Below are 14,909 nucleotides of genomic sequence, written 5' to 3'. Positions count from 1 at the left end.
CTACCTCCGCCGCGCGGTCGTCTTCTTGGCAGCGGTCTTCCGCGCCGGGGCCGTCTTCCTGGCGGGGGCCTTCTTCGCGGCCGCCCTCTTCGTCGAAGTCTTCTTGGCAGTGGGCCTCTTCGCAGCAGCCTTCTTGGCAGTGGGCCTCTTCGCAGCAGCCTTCTTGGCGGGAGGCGGAGACTTCTTCGCAGTCTTCTTCGCCGCCGCCGCCGCCTTCTTGGCGGGGGGCCTGCGCGCTGCGGTCTTCTTCGCCCGGGCCGCCTTCCTTCCAGGAGCAGCCTTCTTGGCGGCCGCCTTACGGGAAGCGGGTTCGGCCGGGCGCTTCCGCGCCGCGGTTCCCGTCCGCCGATGGCGACGCTGTGGCGCCGGCGGTTCCTCCTCGGCCTCTTCCTCGGCCTCTTCCTCGGCCTCTTCCTCGGCCTCTTCCTCGGGCTCTTCCTCTTCGGGTTCCTCCTCCTCGGGCTCTTCCTCTTCGGGCTCTTCCTCCAGTTCGTCCTCCGGCTCTTCCTCCTCTCCCTCTTCTTCCTCCTCGTCCTCTTCGTACTCGTCTTCGTCCTCTTCGGCCTCGTCCTTTTCCTGGCCAATGCGCAGCGTCCGCTCGTGGAGCGAGTCGGCGAGGTCGGCGAGGCGCCGATCGGCAGCGGCTGCCAGGGCTTGGCGGCCGGCGCCCAGCAGTTCGCCGCGCACCTGCTCGTTCAACTCGGCGACCCCTGGAACATCACCGATCTTGCGGAGTCCGGTCGTCAGCAGCTGCTGAGGGTCGAGCCCAAAGCGGCGGCCGGCAAGGTAAGTTGCGATGGTGAAGGCAAGGCGCGCCTTCTTCGTGCGTCCGAGCACATAGCCCGCCGCGACGGCGGCGGCGAGGCCGACCTTGGTCGTGTCGTTCATGAGCGATTCCCTTCCGAAAGGGCAGATGAAAACGCCCGCGTCCGGACCAACGTCCCGGTCCCGAACCCGCGATGGAGACAGAAGGCGGATCGCACGCACCGTGCCTCACAGCCCGCTGTGTCACAGACACACCATGCAACCACCGGGCAGGTCGCCGCGAAGTCGTCCACGCTAGGGCGATATGTGTCCCTATATGATGAAATTATAGGGTTAGTGGGTGGAATATGGCGCCCGCGCGCCCGCTCCGACCACCGGAGAGACCATGGCCGCACCAGAACCCCGAAGGCGATCCAGCGGTCGGAGCCGCGGCTCCGACGGGGACGGCACGAGTGGTTCCCGTCGCCGCTCCGGCAAGGGCAACGCCGGCTGGGCCATACGCTCCGCCGTCGGACAACTTCAGGAGTTGCTCGGCCGTGCCCCCGAGTCCGTCTCGGCAGTGAAACCGACCGAAACCGGTTGGGAAGCCGATGTCGAGGTACTCGAATTGGAGCGCGTCCCCGAAACCACCAGCGTGATGGCCACCTATCGAGTGACGCTCGACGAGGAAGGCGATCTGGTGGGTTACGAACGGAAGCGCCGCTATACGCGTGGCCAAATCGACCGGCGGGGCTGAGGCGGCACAGCCGGTGAAGGGAGGCGCCATGACAGTGGTGCCGCAAAGTGGAGGCGGTGTCGCTCGCGGTGGCGGGACCAGCAGCCTCTACGACGTTCTGGAACTCATTCTTGACCGCGGGCTTGTCATCGACGTGTTCGTCCGCGTGTCGTTGGTGGGGATCGAAATCCTCAAGATCGACGCTCGCATCGTCGTGGCCAGCGTCGACACCTATTTGCGCTTCGCCGAGGCGTGCAACCGCCTTGACCTCGAATCCGGGAGGAAGGCGCCCGCCCAGTTGACCGACATCGTCGGAGATACGGTCGAGAGCGGTGCCAAAGGCAAATCCAAGGGGGCCCTCTCCGGCGCGGCGGAGGCGGTCACCGATTCCCTCAAGGGGATCACCGGCCGTGACGACGCCGAGGAAGCCGAAGAAGAGCCCGAGGAAGAAGACGAGGGCAAGGAAAGGGAACCCGTGGAGAGGCGACGGCGGCCGGTTCGGCGCGCCTCCCGACGTGAGCGCGAATGAGGCTCGCCGCGCGAGAAGGAATGAGCCATGGCCGTATACATCTACTCCATCACCGGCAAGCAGCATCCGCTCCGCCTCGACGGTCTCAACGGTGTAGGTGAACCCCCGGCGGGCCTGCGGACAGTGACGGCCGGACCACTGTGTGCTGTGGTCAGCGACGCGCCAGAGGATCTGCGCCCCAAGCGTCGCGACGTCATCGCGCACCAGGAGGTACAGGAGCGCCTCATGGCCGACGGCACCGTGCTCCCCATGCGGTTCGGTCTCATCGCCGAGAACGACGAGGCCGTCCTGGTGGCCCTGGAGCAGAATGCCTCGGACTATACGGACCGGCTTCAGGCACTGGAGGGGTGCAGCGAGTACCACCTCAAGGCGTCGCAGGACGAGGACGCGCTGCTGCGGCAGATCCTGCGGGAGTCGGACGTGGCACGAGAACTCAATGACGAGATCCGTGGCGGCACCGCTGCCCCCGACGCATCGCTGCGACTCGGTGAGCTGGTCGCCCAGGAGGTACAGGCACGGCAAGAGGCGCTGGCGGCGGGTGTGGTCGAAGCACTGCGGCCCTTCGCCCGGACGCTTGAATCATCCCAGCCGACGGGTTCGGACTTCCTCAACGTGTCGTTCCTGGTGACCGGGGACCAGGAAGAGGCTTTCCTCACCACGGAGTTGAGCGTCGCCCATCAGATGGGCGACGACGTCGACTTCCGGCTCAACGGCCCCCTGCCCCCCTACAGCTTCGTCTGAAGGAGTTCTCATGGGCCTGTTCACCCAGCTCGTCACCCTCCCCCTGGCCCCCGTGCGGGGCGTCGTATGGGTCGTGGAGCGGGTCCGGGAGGAAGCCGAGAACCAGTACTACGACCCCGCACCGGTGCACCGAGAACTCGCCGAGCTCGAGCGTCTCCTCGTCGCGGGGGACATCGACGAGGAGACGTTCGACCAGCGCGAGGACGAACTGCTCGACCGGCTGGAGGAGATCCGTGCCTACCGGCAGGGCTGACACTCCTGATCCGGTACGAGGGAATTCGAGGCCGCAACCGTGACTGAACCCCTGGCCAACAGGCTTGGTTCCTACCCGTCCCGAGCGGCGCCGCCCTACGGGCAGGGCTCCTCCGCCAATCTCGCCGACATCCTTGAACGGGTACTCGACAAGGGCATCGTCATCGCGGGCGACATACAGATCAACCTTCTCGACATCGAGCTGTTGACCATAAAACTGCGCCTCCTGGTCGCCTCCGTCGACAAGGCGAAGGAAATGGGCATCGACTGGTGGGAGCACGATCCCGCGCTCTCCTCCCGGGCCCGCGGTGAACGGTCACTGGCCGAGGAGAACCGCCGGTTGCGGGCCGAGATCGATGCTCTCCGCCAGGGCAAGGCCCTCCCCATGGAGGAGGAAGCGCCCCGGGTCACGGGCGGCCGTCGCCGGGGAAGTGCTCGCGATGAGTGACCTGCTGACGTACGCGTATGCGGTGGTGGGCGCCGCCGAGGGGCTGCAGGAGGCGGCCGCTCCGCTCCGGGGCGTCGCCGACGCCCCGGTCGGTCTCGTCACCGACACCGGCGACGATCAGCTGGGGCTCGTGGTGAGTCATGTGCCGGCGCAGGACTTCGGGGAGGACGCTCTCAAGCAGCATCTCGAGGACCTGGAATGGCTGGAGGCGGTGGCCCGAGCCCACCACGGCGTCATAGAGGCCCTGGCCGAGCGCACCACCGTCCTTCCCCTGCGCCTGGCAACCGTCTACCTCGACGACCAGCGGGCCCGGGAGGTCCTGGAAGCCGGGCGGACCGTGTTCGCCGAGCGCCTGGCCCGGCTCTCCGAACAGGTCGAATGGGGGGTCAAGATCTATGTCGAGCCGTCCGCGGTCCCCGCGGCCCCGGCCGTTCCCGCGGCAGACCTGACCCCTGGGCGCGCCTATCTGCGGAACCGCCGGCAGCAGCAGAGTGTGCGCGACACCGTGTACCAGGCGGCGCAGAAGGCCGCCGAGCGGGTGGAGGCCGCGGGCCGGGAGCACGCCTCCGACCGGGTCCGGCACCGCGTGCAACAGGGTTTTCTCGCCGAAGCCGCCGGCAGCGCCCCCGGTGCCGGCGAGAACGTCGTCAATGACGCGTACCTTGTGCCCCTGATCCGTTGCGACGACTTCCTGGCCGACGTGACGCGCGCCGCCGACGGGCTGGACGGGGTACGGGTCGAGGCCACCGGCCCCTGGGCTCCGTACTCCTTCGCCATGCCACCCGGTGAGTCCGGCGGTACCGCGGAGGGAGCACCCCCGTGAGCACGCCCAGCCCGCCACCGCAAGCGGAGCGCCTGCCTCAGCGTCAGGTCGCTCTGATCGATCTGCTGGACCGGCTGCTGACCGGTGGGGTCGTCCTCACCGGTGACGTCGTGCTGTCCATCGCGGACATCGATCTGGTACGCGTCTCACTGCGTGCCCTGATCGTTTCCGTCAGCGAGCAGAACCCCTCGCCATGGACGAGCACCAGCCCGCTGCGAGGCGGCGACCATGACAGCTGAGGGTGAGAGCCGGCCGCCGTGCCGCGCCGACGAGGTCGCGGAGGCCGCCGCACGCGCCTTCCGGCTGCTGCCCGCCGCCCCACGCGACCTGGACCCGCCGGCCGGCAAGGGCCCACGTTCCCCGGCTCGACGGATCAGCTCCGACCGTGACACCGTCGAACGGGACCTCCTCAGGCTCGTCCTCACCCTCGTGGAACTGCTGCGCCAGCTCATGGAACGACAGGCCCTGCACCGCGTCGACCAAGGAGACCTCACCGACGAACAGGAAGAACGCCTGGGAGCGACACTCATGCTCCTCCACGACCGCATGAGCGATCTGTGCGCCCAGTACGGACTGACCATGGAGGACCTCAACCTCGACCTCGGGCCGCTGGGCACACTGCTTCCGCCCTCCGACTGAACCCCCGGCAACGCGGCAATACCGCTGTCCGTGCGGTGGAACGAGGGCGCAGAGGTGGAGGTGCCACAGTTCACTCGGTGACCGTCGAGGGCCGAGAACGAGACAGCGCCTGAGCCGACCGAAGCCGAGTCGGGCGCTGCACAGCAGGTCGGAGGGGTACCCCCGGCTACCCGCTCCGTAGGCCGTGTGGGACTTCCTGCCGCCCCTTGCCATCGGGGCAGGCGCGCGGGCACGTGGGGCGATCACCAGTAGTGGCGTCGACCGGCGACGGCATGTCCCATCGCGCCGAGGATCCACAGGATGGCTCCGACGACCAGCAGGATGATCCCGATGGTCCACAGGATGGATATCCCGGTGAGGAAGCCGACGACGAGCAGAATGATGCCGAGGATGATCATGGTCTCTCCCTTGGGGAGTGGTGCCGGTGTCCCTGTGAACTGCGAGAGAGCGCAAGGGCGGTGGGCACGGGGATGGTCGGTTTCCTCCTTACTCCGCGCGGTGCGGTTTGTGGCCTGCGACCTGCAGGCGGACCTCGGTGGGCATGCCAGGGGTGCCGGTGGACCGACGGGCGGTTCGGAGCGGGCCCTCGCGCAGGGCATCGAGGACGGCGCCGGGGGACGCCTGAGGGGTGAGAGTGAGTGCGACGCGGGTCAGGTGGTGGGCAGGGCGGCCGGTGATGAGTACGGCCGTGTGCTCCACGCCCGGCAGGGCACCGGCTTCGGCGGCGATCGCGTCGCTGAGCGCGCGGTCGCGGAGTTCGATGCCTTCCTGCGGGGGTGTGCCGCCGACGGGCAGTGCTCCGGGGCGGCGTCGGCGCAGTTGGGCGAGCAGCCACCACAGGGCGAGCAGGGCGATGAGGGTGAGGGTGGCGATGACCGCGGGCCACCACCACCAGCCCTGGCTGCTCCAGCGGGCCCGGTCGGCGGAGCCGAACAGGACGTCGTCCGGGGTGGTCAGGGGCCAGCCGACGGGCGGCACCAGATCGTGTCGCCGGTAGATGTCGAGCCCGGCGAAGAGGATCAGCAGACCGCCGCCGAGCAGTACCAGCCCGGCGAGGGCCAGCAGACTGCGGTTGACCACGGGTTGCGGCGTCATGGTGCGGGCTCCGGTCCAGGGGGGTTTCGGTCAGTCGGCGCGTCGCCGTACCCGTACGACAATGCGGGGAGGACGGGCGAGGGCGAGTTGGTCGCGCTCGTCGTCGAGGACGGCGGTGAGGTCGTCCTTCACCTGGCGGGGTTCGCGGAAGCGGACGTCCGCGCGGGCTTTGACGCGGTGGCGGCGCACCCGGACGCGAGCCCTACTGACCCCGGGTACCCGCATGGCGGCGTCGCGTATCAGATCGGCGGCGCCGTCTCGGTCCAGGGAGGCCCGCAGCCCGGGCGCGGGGGAGCGCAGGGGGAGCCAGTGGCGTAGGCCAGGAGTGAGGGCCAGCACGATCAACCAGACGCCGACGGCGGCCGCCACAGCGGCTCCCGTGAGCATCCACACGTCGTTCATGGGGCGTGTGGCCAGTTCGTCGGCCAGGTGCCGGCGCCAGGCTGCCGCAGGGCGTCCCGCCCGTACGGCGACGACGTCGATCAGTGCTGCGCCTGCCGCCACGAGAATCAGCGAGGCGACCAGCGCGGCCGGAAGGCGGCGCGCGGACCACGGCCGGTAGGTCCGGTGCCCTCTGTCGGGCTCACCCGCCGTCAGGTTCGGTGGGGGCGCGTCGTGTTCGGGCGGACCGGGCTGTGTCGGCTCCCTCGGCTCCTCGGGCTCCTTCGTCAGCGGCACCGTGGCAGGGCGCGCGGATGGCGCGGAGTTGCGGGCGGGAGGGGCCGGGTCGGATGTCATTCCGGTCCTCCTTCTTGCGTGGCGTGACCGGCGGCACCGGACGCGGGGCGGCTCACCGGACCCGTCCCCGGTTCGCGCCGGCGGCGGTCACCAGCCGCCGGACGGTGAGCGTGACCTCTCCTACCTCCAAACCGGTCAGCTGAACCACCCGTTCGGCGACGTCTTGCCGTATCCGCTCGCAGACCTGGGGGATGTCGGCGGGGTAGGGCAGGTCCATGGTCAGGTGCAGGCGCACCGATCCGGTACGGGTGACCGCGGAGGCGGCGGGCGCCGCCGGTCCGTTCCGGTCGGGCGGTATGGCGGCGCGCCGGGACTGGGCCGTGCGGGCAGCTTGGGCGGCGATACGGGCGACCACCCTGTCCGGTATGACGGTGGCGCCCCGCTCGGCCGGGGACGGCAGGCAGGCGGCCCGCGCCGGTGGGCCGGACTCTTCGCCGAGGGGCGGGGAACCGGACCCGGTGTTCACCGCTGCCTCCGTGCACGGAGGTCGAGGTCGCCCTGCACGGCGAGGCCGACGATCAGTCCCGCCGTCCCCAGGACGAGAACGAGCAGGAATGCCCAGAAGCCGCCGAAGTAACCGGCGAAGCCCAGGGCCATGCCGGCCGCGAGGCCCGTCGTCGCTGTGTTCATCATGCACTCACCCGTCTCGCGAGCGTCCTTTCGTCGTGATCACCGCTCATGCCCGAGGGCACGACGGTGGTCACGGCAGCGGTCACCGCACACGGCCCTCGTCCGGTTCGGTCTGCCCCTCCTCGTCGTCGGGGAGGTGGACGTCGTCGACAACGATGTTCACCTCGACGACCTCCAGTCCCGTCATCCGCTCCACGGCGCTGATCACGTTGGTGCGTACACCGCCGGCGACGTCGACGATGGAGACGCCGTACTCGACGACGACATCCAGGTCCACTGCGGCCTCCCGCTCGCCGACCTCGACCTTCACTCCGCGCGTGACGCCTCCGCCGCCGCCGGGGACGCGTTCCCGCATGGCGCCGAAGGCGCGGGCCATCCCCGCTCCCAGGCTGTGGATCCCCGGTACCTCGCGGGCGGCCATGCCCGCGATCTTGGCCACCACCCCGTCCGCGATGGTGGTCTTCCCTCGTGTCTCGGCCGGAGTCCCGGCCCCGGTGCGGCCCTTCAGCGCGCTCACGCCCGCATCGGACCGACCGCCCCCGCCGACGCTGGTGATGTTGTCCGTCATGGCGGTCGCCTCGATCGGTCAGTGGGAGACACCTGCGTGGTGCCGTCGAAAGGTTGGACACACGTGGCGGCGTACTTCTCACTCTCATCACATGTGATGTGCATCACATTCCGGTGAAGGGGTAAACGCTCAGCGAGCCCTGTGCGGGAGTTGTCATGATCGAACGCACTGCTTCGCCACGGCCTGAATGCGACCTGCCGGACGGACTGCTGGCCGTACGGGCGGCCGAGGGTGACGAGGACTCCTTCGCCGTTCTCGTCCGACGGCACAGCCGGTCCCTCCTGAGCCTGGCCCGTTGCATGCTCGGCAACCCCCAGGACGCCGAGGACGCTGTCCAGGACGCCTTCGTCAGCGCCTGGCGGCGACTGCCGGAATACCGCCACGGCGCGGAGTTCCGTACCTGGATGTACCGGATCACCGTCAACCGCTGCCTGACCATGCGCCGGCGCCGGCTGCCGCCCCTCTCCCTGAACACCGTCGTCGAACCCGTGGCGGGCGACGCGTGGAGCCAGCCCGACCGGTCCGCCGAGCAGGACGCGGCCACCGCCGCCCTGACCCGCGCGCTCGCCGAGCTGGACGCCGGGCAGCGGATCTGCTGGATCCTGAGGGAGGTGCAGGGCCTGCCCTACAAGGAGATAGCCCACGTGACGCGGACCAGCGAGCCGACGGTGCGCGGCAGACTGTTCCGGGCACGCCGATCCCTGCAGGAGGCGATGGGCCCATGGCGCTAGACGACCCGCACACGCGGCCTCCCGAACCGCCCGGAGCCGACGGCCCCCGCACCGGATCGGCCGCCGCCGACGTGCCGTTCCCGGGGGACGAGGTGCTGCCCTGCGGCCGCCTCCTCAGCCGGGTCTGGGAACAGACCCAGGACGAGGCGCCGGCCGCGGATCCGCACACCGTGTCCTGTCCTCACTGCCGCGAGGCCGTCGAGGGACTGGCCACCGTGAACGCAGTTACCCGGGCGCTGTGGGCCGAGGACGCTTCCGGCCTCCACGCACTCGCCGACCGCGTCATGAACATCGTCAGGGCAGAGGTACGGCTCGGGCGGTTGCTGCCCCTGGCCGACCCGGACCGGGACCTGCGGATCGCCGAGAGCGCCGCGGCGAAGGTACTGAGGCAGGCCGCGGACACGGTCCCCGGTGCGAGGGCGGCGACCTGCCGGCTCACATCTGCGGGCGAGGGCACCGACGTTCGGGTGACCATGACCCTGGCCGCCGCCCTCGACCGTCCGCTGCCCGAGCGCGTTCATCAGGTACGCCGATCGGTCCTTCGCTCGGCCGGTCAGGACCTGGGTCTGGCTGCGACGGCCGTCGACATCGCCGTGGTCGACGTACTGGAGCCGTGGCCGCCGCACCCCGGCGCCGGACTCCGGACCGGTGGTGGTGCGTCATGACCACCGTCGGCCCGACCACGCTCCTCGGCGTCGCGGCCGAGGCAGCCCTCGCGGTTCCCGGCGTGACCGGCCTACAGCCCCGACTCGCCCACCGCCTCGCGGCAGCCACCGCGCCCACCGGGACGCACACCACATCTCACCGCACGCAGCCCGAGGCAGGCGTCCGCGCCGACCGGGCGCCGGACGGCTCGGGATGGCACATCGAAGTGCGCTGCGCCCTCGCTGAGGGCCGACGGGCGCTGGACGTCGCCCGTAACGTGCACGACCGGGTGCGGACCGCCGTCATCTCCCACCTCGCCGCCCCGGAGCCGGTCACCGTCACGGTCACCGTGACCCGCATCGCCACTCGGTACGACGCGGCATGAGCGCCGTGGGCGCCGGCCCCACGTGTGGAAGCTTGCTCCGGCCACGGCGGGCGTGCTCGCTTCGCTGGAGGAGGGCAGCGCCGACGGTACTCGTGTGCGGCAGCCGCCCCGGGAGCATGAATCAAATGTCCCGGAAGATCTCGATCTGCGCCCCGATCGAGTTCAGGCGCTCCGCGAGGTCCTCGTAACCCCGGTTGATGACATACACGTTGCGCAGGACCGACGTGCCCTCGGCCGCCATCATCGCCAGCAGGACGACCACGGCGGGGCGCAGGGCCGGCGGGCACATCATCTCCGCGGCGCGCCAGCGGGTCGGGCCCTCGACCAGGACCCGGTGCGGGTCCAGCAACTGCAGACGGCCGCCGAGGCGGTTGAGGTCGGTCAGGTAGATCGCGCGGTTGTCGTAGACCCAGTCGTGGATCAGCGTCTGGCCCTGCGCGACCGCTGCGATGGCCGCGAAGAAGGGGACGTTGTCGATGTTCAGGCCCGGGAAGGGCATGGGGTGGATCTTGTCGATGGGCGCCTCGAGCTTGGAGGGGCGGACGGTGAGGTCCACCAGGCGCGTACGGCCGTTGTCCGCGAAGTACTCGGGGCTGCGGTCGTGGTCGAGGCCCATCTCCTCCAGGACCGCCAGCTCGATCTCCAGGAACTCGATGGGGACGCGGCGGACGGTCAGTTCCGACTCCGTGACGACCGCGGCGGCCAGCAGGCTCATCGCCTCGACCGGGTCCTCGGAGGGCGAGTAGTCGACGTCGACGTCGATGTTCGGCACACCGTGGACGGTGAGCGTGGTGGTGCCGATGCCCTCGACCTTGACGCCCAGCGCCTCCAGGAAGAAGCAGAGGTCCTGGACCATGTAGTTGGAGGAGGCGTTGCGGATGACCGTCACGCCGTCGTGCCGGGCGGCGGCCAGCAGCGCGTTCTCGGTCACGGTGTCGCCGCGCTCGGTCAGCACGATCGGGCGGTCGGGGCGGACCGTGCGGTCGACCTGCGCGTGGTACTGGCCCTCGGTGGCCGCGATGTCCAGACCGAACCGGCGCAGCGCGATCATGTGCGGCTCGATGGTCCGGGTGCCGAGGTCGCAACCACCGGCGTACGGCAGCTTGAAGGCGTCCATGCGGTGCAGCAACGGGCCCAGGAACATGATGATCGAGCGGGTGCGTACGGCAGCCTCCGCGTCGATCGCCGCCATCTCCAGCTCGGCCGGCGGCACCAGTTCCAGGTCGACCCCGTCGTTGATCCAGCGGGTGCGCACGCCGATGGAGTTGAGCACCTCCAGCAGGCGGTACACCTCCTCGATCCGGGCCACCCGGCGCAGCACCGTGCGCCCCTTGTTGAGCAGCGAGGCGCACAGTAGGGCGACGCACGCGTTCTTGCTGGTCTTCACGTCGATGGCGCCGGAGAGCCGACGGCCGCCGACCACGCGCAGGTGCATCGGACCCGCATAGCCCAGGGACACGATCTCGCTGTCGAGGGCCTCACCGATGCGGGCGATCATCTCAAGGCTGATGTTCTGGTTCCCGCGCTCGATGCGGTTGACCGCGCTCTGGCTGGTGCCGAGCGCCTCCGCGAGCTGCGTCTGTGTCCAGCCACGGTGTTGCCGGGCATCACGGATGAGCTTGCCGATGCGTACGAGGTAGTCGTCTGCCATGAGGTTGAGGTTATCTCAGATATGAGATGGCGCCTGTTGGGGGGTCCATTCGGGTGATGGGACGTCAGTGACCAGCGGAGATGCGGGTGGTGTGGGATGATGTGGGGGATTCGCCCGGTACTCATCCCCTGTCCTGGTTTCCCTCGCAATCACACGGATGCAGCACAAATCCTCGCGTACTCCCGGGCGAAGAACAGTGCCGGCTCGAAGCGGACCGCCGGCACGGGGTCCGTCGCGTACACCGGTACGGCGGGTGCGACGGTGTAACGGACCCGCTCGACGCCGCCGTACTCGTCACGCACCTCCAGTACCCCCGGTTCCGGGCAGTGCCACGCGAACTCCGTGACGTCCTCGCCCAGAGCGTTGGCCAGCGTGCCGGTGCCCCGCCCGTCGTCGAGGAACGCCAGCTCCGACGCCTCCATCACTCCGTAGTCGAAGGGGGAGCTGTCCCAGCGGCCGATCAGTGCGGTATCGAGTGGCATGTAGCGATCTTCGCCTGTCGTTCTGTGGTCGACGCCACCGAAAAACGGCAGGGCCGGGCCCGGCCGGACATGACCAGCCAGCCCCCATGTACTAGAGTTATCTCGACATCGAGATATCTGCCGAGGCGCACCGCAGCCACCACCCTGGTAAGGGTTACCTAACTTAGCCTTACCTTAGCGGATCGGCCGGATCAGTGTGGCGGCAGGATTGCGGTGGTACGCGCACATCAATGAAGGAGACTGTCGTGTCGGCGAACAGCTTCGACGCCCGCAGCACGCTGCAGGTGGGCGACGAGTCGTACGAGATCTTCCGGCTGGACAAGGTGGAGGGCTCCGCTCGCCTGCCGTACAGCCTCAAGGTCCTGCTGGAGAACCTGCTCCGCACGGAGGACGGCGCGAACATCACCGCCGACCACATCCGCGCCCTCGGCGGCTGGGACTCGCAGGCCCAGCCCTCGCAGGAGATCCAGTTCACGCCGGCCCGCGTGATCATGCAGGACTTCACCGGCGTTCCCTGTGTCGTGGACCTCGCGACCATGCGTGAGGCCGTGAAGGAGCTGGGCGGCGACCCGGCGAAGATCAACCCGCTGGCGCCGGCCGAGCTGGTCATCGACCACTCCGTCATCGCCGACAAGTTCGGCACGAACGACGCCTTCAAGCAGAACGTCGAGCTGGAGTACGGCCGCAACAAGGAGCGCTACCAGTTCCTGCGCTGGGGCCAGACCGCCTTCGACGAGTTCAAGGTCGTCCCGCCGGGCACCGGCATCGTCCACCAGGTCAACATCGAGCACCTGGCTCGCACGGTCATGGTCCGAGGCGGGCAGGCCTACCCGGACACCCTGGTCGGCACCGACTCGCACACCACGATGGTCAACGGCCTCGGTGTGCTGGGCTGGGGCGTCGGCGGCATCGAGGCCGAGGCCGCGATGCTCGGCCAGCCGGTCTCCATGCTCATCCCGCGCGTCGTCGGCTTCAAGCTGACCGGTGAGCTGCCCACCGGCACCACCGCCACGGACCTCGTACTCACCATCACCGAGATGCTGCGCAAGCACGGCGTCGTCGGCAAGTTCGTCGAGTTCTACGGCGAGGGCGTCGCCGCCACCTCCCTCGCGAACCGCGCCACCATCGGCAACATGTCGCCGGAGTTCGGCTCCACCGCCGCGATCTTCCCGATCGACGACGAGACCCTGAAGTACCTGCGTCTGACCGGCCGCAGCGACCAGCAGGTCGCGCTCGTCGAGGCCTACGCCAAGGAGCAGGGCCTCTGGCTGGACCCGCAGGCCGAGCCGGACTTCTCCGAGAAGCTGGAGCTGGACCTGTCGACGGTCGTCCCGTCGATCGCCGGCCCGAAGCGCCCGCAGGACCGCATCGTCCTCGCCAACGCCGCCCAGCAGTTCACGCAGGACGTCCGCAACTACGTCGACACCGTGGACGAGGCGGGCCAGGAGTCCTTCCCGGCCTCCGACGCCCCGGCCATCCACCCGAACGGCGCGCCGTCCAACCCGGTCCAGGTCACCGCCCCCGACGGAACGACCTACACGATCGACCACGGTGCGGTGACGGTCGCGGCCATCACCTCCTGCACCAACACCTCGAACCCGTACGTCATGGTCGCCGCCGCCCTGGTGGCCAAGAAGGCGGTCGAGAAGGGCCTGACCCGCAAGCCGTGGGTCAAGACCACCCTCGCCCCGGGCTCGAAGGTCGTCACCGACTACTTCGACAAGGCGGGCCTCACCCCGTACCTCGACAAGGTCGGCTTCAACCTCGTCGGCTACGGCTGCACCACCTGCATCGGCAACTCCGGCCCGCTGCCGGAGGAGGTCTCCAAGGCCGTCAACGACCACGACCTCGCGGTCACCTCGGTCCTCTCCGGCAACCGGAACTTCGAGGGCCGTATCAACCCCGACGTCAAGATGAACTACCTGGCCTCCCCGCCGCTGGTCGTCGCGTACGCTCTCGCGGGCTCCATGAAGGTGGACATCACCAAGGACGCCCTCGGCACCGACCAGGACGGCAACCCGGTCTACCTGGCCGACATCTGGCCGACCGAGGCCGAGGTCAACGACGTCGTGGCCAACGCCATCGGCGAGGACATGTTCAACAAGTCCTACCAGGACGTCTTCGCGGGCGACGCCCAGTGGCAGTCCCTCCCGGTCCCGACCGGCAACACCTTCGAGTGGGACGCCCAGTCGACCTACGTCCGCAAGCCCCCGTACTTCGAGGGCATGGGCATGGAGCCGGCCCCGGTCACCGACATCGCCGGTGCCCGCGTGCTCGCCAAGCTGGGCGACTCGGTCACCACCGACCACATCTCCCCGGCCGGCGCCATCAAGGCCGACACCCCGGCGGGCAAGTACCTGACCGAGCACGGTGTCGAGCGTCGTGACTTCAACTCCTACGGCTCCCGCCGAGGCAACCACGAGGTCATGATCCGCGGTACGTTCGCCAACATCCGCCTGCGCAACCAGATCGCGCCGGGCACCGAGGGCGGCTACACCCGCGACTTCACCCAGGCCGACGGCCCGGTGTCGTTCATCTACGACGCCTCCCGCAACTACATCGAGCAGGGCATCCCGCTGGTCGTCCTGGCCGGCAAGGAGTACGGCTCCGGCTCGTCCCGCGACTGGGCCGCCAAGGGCACCGCGCTGCTCGGCGTCAAGGCCGTCATCGCCGAGTCGTACGAGCGCATCCACCGCTCGAACCTCATCGGCATGGGCGTCCTGCCGCTGCAGTTCCCGGAGGGCGCCTCCGCCGAGTCCCTCGGCCTGACCGGCGAGGAGACCTTCTCCTTCACCGGCGTCGAGGAGCTGAACAACGGCACCACCCCGCGCACGGTCAAGGTCACCACCGACACGGGCGTCGAGTTCGACGCGGTCGTCCGCATCGACACCCCCGGTGAGGCCGACTACTACCGCAACGGCGGCATCATGCAGTACGTGCTGCGCAACCTGATCCGCAAGTAAGCGGCAGCGCACGGCGGTACAGGGCCGCATCCCCGGTGACGGGGGTGCGGCCCTTCGCCGTGTCCGATCCGGGTACGGCGAAGGCCATCACGAAGGTCATCACGAAGGT

The 14,909-nt window shown here is 69.4% G+C and carries 21 protein-coding genes; 12 read left to right on the top strand and 9 right to left on the bottom strand.

Going from position 1 to position 14,909, the window contains the following annotated elements; translation table 11 throughout:
* Entirely contained in the window at positions 1-888 is an 888-nt protein-coding gene (locus ACIF83_RS12270) for a histone H1-like repetitive region-containing protein (protein WP_399726030.1), read from the bottom strand.
* Between the two features lie 262 nt (positions 889-1,150).
* Between ACIF83_RS12270 and ACIF83_RS12265 the strand changes: the two genes are divergently transcribed.
* Genes ACIF83_RS12265 through ACIF83_RS12230 form a run of 8 tightly spaced genes read left to right on the top strand, consistent with a single transcriptional unit; the run spans position 1,151 to position 4,912 of the window.
* Entirely contained in the window at positions 1,151-1,501 is a 351-nt protein-coding gene (locus ACIF83_RS12265; RefSeq protein ID WP_399726304.1) for a gas vesicle protein, read from the top strand.
* A 28-nt stretch (positions 1,502-1,529) separates the two neighbouring features.
* The gene (locus ACIF83_RS12260; RefSeq protein ID WP_390772276.1) at positions 1,530-2,009 is read left to right on the top strand and encodes a gas vesicle structural protein GvpA; all 480 of its coding nucleotides are present in this window, start codon (positions 1,530-1,532) and stop codon (positions 2,007-2,009) included.
* A 27-nt stretch (positions 2,010-2,036) separates the two neighbouring features.
* Positions 2,037-2,750, top strand: a complete 714-nt coding sequence (locus tag ACIF83_RS12255; RefSeq protein ID WP_399726027.1) for a GvpL/GvpF family gas vesicle protein — start codon at positions 2,037-2,039, stop codon at positions 2,748-2,750.
* Positions 2,751-2,760: 10 nt separating this feature from the next.
* Positions 2,761-3,003, top strand: a complete 243-nt coding sequence (locus tag ACIF83_RS12250; RefSeq protein ID WP_067306907.1) for a gas vesicle protein GvpG — start codon at positions 2,761-2,763, stop codon at positions 3,001-3,003.
* Between the two features lie 39 nt (positions 3,004-3,042).
* Positions 3,043-3,450, top strand: coding sequence for a gas vesicle protein (locus tag ACIF83_RS12245; RefSeq protein WP_399726022.1), 408 nt, complete (start codon positions 3,043-3,045; stop codon positions 3,448-3,450).
* Positions 3,443-4,273 carry a GvpL/GvpF family gas vesicle protein gene (locus ACIF83_RS12240; protein WP_399726019.1) on the top strand — a complete coding sequence of 277 codons (831 nt, stop codon included), beginning with the start codon at positions 3,443-3,445 and terminating at the stop codon, positions 4,271-4,273. Before ACIF83_RS12245 ends, ACIF83_RS12240 begins: the two co-directional genes overlap by 8 nt.
* Positions 4,270-4,512: a gas vesicle protein gene (locus ACIF83_RS12235; RefSeq protein ID WP_390772279.1), complete on the top strand. Its 243-nt coding sequence runs from the start codon at positions 4,270-4,272 to the stop codon at positions 4,510-4,512. Before ACIF83_RS12240 ends, ACIF83_RS12235 begins: the two co-directional genes overlap by 4 nt.
* Positions 4,502-4,912 (top strand): gas vesicle protein K, encoded by a 411-nt coding sequence (locus tag ACIF83_RS12230; RefSeq protein WP_217548036.1) that lies wholly within the window; start codon positions 4,502-4,504, stop codon positions 4,910-4,912. Before ACIF83_RS12235 ends, ACIF83_RS12230 begins: the two co-directional genes overlap by 11 nt.
* 242 nt (positions 4,913-5,154) lie before the next feature.
* On the opposite strand, the gene ACIF83_RS12225 is transcribed toward ACIF83_RS12230, so the two are convergent.
* From ACIF83_RS12225 to ACIF83_RS12200, 6 genes are all read right to left on the bottom strand, one after another.
* Positions 5,155-5,310 carry a DUF6131 family protein gene (locus ACIF83_RS12225; protein ID WP_351495678.1) on the bottom strand — a complete coding sequence of 52 codons (156 nt, stop codon included), beginning with the start codon at positions 5,308-5,310 and terminating at the stop codon, positions 5,155-5,157.
* 88 nt (positions 5,311-5,398) lie between these two features.
* On the bottom strand, positions 5,399-6,007 hold the full coding sequence (locus ACIF83_RS12220; protein WP_399726015.1) for an alkaline shock response membrane anchor protein AmaP: 609 nt from the start codon (positions 6,005-6,007) through the stop codon (positions 5,399-5,401).
* Positions 6,008-6,037: 30 nt separating this feature from the next.
* Positions 6,038-6,745, bottom strand: a complete 708-nt coding sequence (locus ACIF83_RS12215; RefSeq protein ID WP_399726012.1) for a DUF6286 domain-containing protein — start codon at positions 6,743-6,745, stop codon at positions 6,038-6,040.
* Positions 6,746-6,797: 52 nt separating this feature from the next.
* Positions 6,798-7,211: an Asp23/Gls24 family envelope stress response protein gene (locus ACIF83_RS12210; protein ID WP_399726009.1), complete on the bottom strand. Its 414-nt coding sequence runs from the start codon at positions 7,209-7,211 to the stop codon at positions 6,798-6,800.
* Positions 7,208-7,378, bottom strand: a complete 171-nt coding sequence (locus tag ACIF83_RS12205) for a hypothetical protein (protein WP_393474117.1) — start codon at positions 7,376-7,378, stop codon at positions 7,208-7,210. Before ACIF83_RS12205 ends, ACIF83_RS12210 begins: the two co-directional genes overlap by 4 nt.
* A 79-nt stretch (positions 7,379-7,457) precedes the next feature.
* The gene (locus tag ACIF83_RS12200) at positions 7,458-7,943 is read right to left on the bottom strand and encodes an Asp23/Gls24 family envelope stress response protein (RefSeq protein WP_399726006.1); all 486 of its coding nucleotides are present in this window, start codon (positions 7,941-7,943) and stop codon (positions 7,458-7,460) included.
* A gap of 155 nt (positions 7,944-8,098) precedes the next feature.
* Here ACIF83_RS12200 and ACIF83_RS12195 point away from each other — a divergent pair, with 155 nt between their 5' ends.
* The 3 genes from ACIF83_RS12195 to ACIF83_RS12185 are packed head-to-tail and all read left to right on the top strand — an operon-like array spanning position 8,099 to position 9,704.
* Positions 8,099-8,674 carry an RNA polymerase sigma factor gene (locus tag ACIF83_RS12195; RefSeq protein ID WP_399726003.1) on the top strand — a complete coding sequence of 192 codons (576 nt, stop codon included), beginning with the start codon at positions 8,099-8,101 and terminating at the stop codon, positions 8,672-8,674.
* Entirely contained in the window at positions 8,665-9,339 is a 675-nt protein-coding gene (locus ACIF83_RS12190) for a hypothetical protein (protein ID WP_399726000.1), read from the top strand. The genes ACIF83_RS12195 and ACIF83_RS12190 overlap by 10 nt, the downstream gene beginning before the upstream one ends.
* Positions 9,336-9,704 (top strand): hypothetical protein, encoded by a 369-nt coding sequence (locus ACIF83_RS12185; protein ID WP_393473693.1) that lies wholly within the window; start codon positions 9,336-9,338, stop codon positions 9,702-9,704. The genes ACIF83_RS12190 and ACIF83_RS12185 overlap by 4 nt, the downstream gene beginning before the upstream one ends.
* Before the next feature lie 121 nt (positions 9,705-9,825).
* On the opposite strand, the gene ACIF83_RS12180 is transcribed toward ACIF83_RS12185, so the two are convergent.
* Positions 9,826-11,355, bottom strand: coding sequence for a UDP-N-acetylglucosamine 1-carboxyvinyltransferase (locus ACIF83_RS12180; RefSeq protein ID WP_145884138.1), 1,530 nt, complete (start codon positions 11,353-11,355; stop codon positions 9,826-9,828).
* 149 nt (positions 11,356-11,504) lie between these two features.
* Positions 11,505-11,837, bottom strand: coding sequence for a hypothetical protein (locus ACIF83_RS12175; RefSeq protein ID WP_399725997.1), 333 nt, complete (start codon positions 11,835-11,837; stop codon positions 11,505-11,507).
* Between the two features lie 245 nt (positions 11,838-12,082).
* Between ACIF83_RS12175 and acnA the strand changes: the two genes are divergently transcribed.
* On the top strand, positions 12,083-14,800 hold the full coding sequence (gene acnA, locus ACIF83_RS12170) for an aconitate hydratase AcnA (protein ID WP_399725994.1): 2,718 nt from the start codon (positions 12,083-12,085) through the stop codon (positions 14,798-14,800).
* The last annotated feature ends 109 nt before the right edge of the window (positions 14,801-14,909 follow it).

Origin of the sequence: Streptomyces sp. NPDC085866 (genome assembly GCF_044541035.1) — a bacterium.
Classification (GTDB): Bacteria; Actinomycetota; Actinomycetes; order Streptomycetales; family Streptomycetaceae; genus Streptomyces.
This window is presented reverse-complemented; position numbering and strand designations above follow the sequence as displayed.

Excerpts from the sequence above, each read along its gene's own strand:
- ACIF83_RS12270 (WP_399726030.1), bottom strand. The coding sequence starts at position 888 with ATGAACGACACGACCAAGGTCGGCCTCGCCGCCGCCGTCGCGGCGGGC.
- ACIF83_RS12265 (WP_399726304.1), top strand. The coding sequence starts at position 1,151 with ATGGCCGCACCAGAACCCCGAAGGCGATCCAGCGGTCGGAGCCGCGGC.
- ACIF83_RS12260 (WP_390772276.1), top strand. The coding sequence starts at position 1,530 with ATGACAGTGGTGCCGCAAAGTGGAGGCGGTGTCGCTCGCGGTGGCGGG.
- ACIF83_RS12255 (WP_399726027.1), top strand. The coding sequence starts at position 2,037 with ATGGCCGTATACATCTACTCCATCACCGGCAAGCAGCATCCGCTCCGC.
- ACIF83_RS12250 (WP_067306907.1), top strand. The coding sequence starts at position 2,761 with ATGGGCCTGTTCACCCAGCTCGTCACCCTCCCCCTGGCCCCCGTGCGG.
- ACIF83_RS12240 (WP_399726019.1), top strand. The coding sequence starts at position 3,443 with ATGAGTGACCTGCTGACGTACGCGTATGCGGTGGTGGGCGCCGCCGAG.
- ACIF83_RS12230 (WP_217548036.1), top strand. The coding sequence starts at position 4,502 with ATGACAGCTGAGGGTGAGAGCCGGCCGCCGTGCCGCGCCGACGAGGTC.
- ACIF83_RS12225 (WP_351495678.1), bottom strand. The coding sequence starts at position 5,310 with ATGATCATCCTCGGCATCATTCTGCTCGTCGTCGGCTTCCTCACCGGG.
- ACIF83_RS12220 (WP_399726015.1), bottom strand. The coding sequence starts at position 6,007 with ATGACGCCGCAACCCGTGGTCAACCGCAGTCTGCTGGCCCTCGCCGGG.
- ACIF83_RS12215 (WP_399726012.1), bottom strand. The coding sequence starts at position 6,745 with ATGACATCCGACCCGGCCCCTCCCGCCCGCAACTCCGCGCCATCCGCG.
- ACIF83_RS12205 (WP_393474117.1), bottom strand. The coding sequence starts at position 7,378 with ATGATGAACACAGCGACGACGGGCCTCGCGGCCGGCATGGCCCTGGGC.
- ACIF83_RS12200 (WP_399726006.1), bottom strand. The coding sequence starts at position 7,943 with ATGACGGACAACATCACCAGCGTCGGCGGGGGCGGTCGGTCCGATGCG.
- ACIF83_RS12195 (WP_399726003.1), top strand. The coding sequence starts at position 8,099 with ATGATCGAACGCACTGCTTCGCCACGGCCTGAATGCGACCTGCCGGAC.
- ACIF83_RS12190 (WP_399726000.1), top strand. The coding sequence starts at position 8,665 with ATGGCGCTAGACGACCCGCACACGCGGCCTCCCGAACCGCCCGGAGCC.
- ACIF83_RS12185 (WP_393473693.1), top strand. The coding sequence starts at position 9,336 with ATGACCACCGTCGGCCCGACCACGCTCCTCGGCGTCGCGGCCGAGGCA.
- ACIF83_RS12180 (WP_145884138.1), bottom strand. The coding sequence starts at position 11,355 with ATGGCAGACGACTACCTCGTACGCATCGGCAAGCTCATCCGTGATGCC.
- ACIF83_RS12175 (WP_399725997.1), bottom strand. The coding sequence starts at position 11,837 with ATGCCACTCGATACCGCACTGATCGGCCGCTGGGACAGCTCCCCCTTC.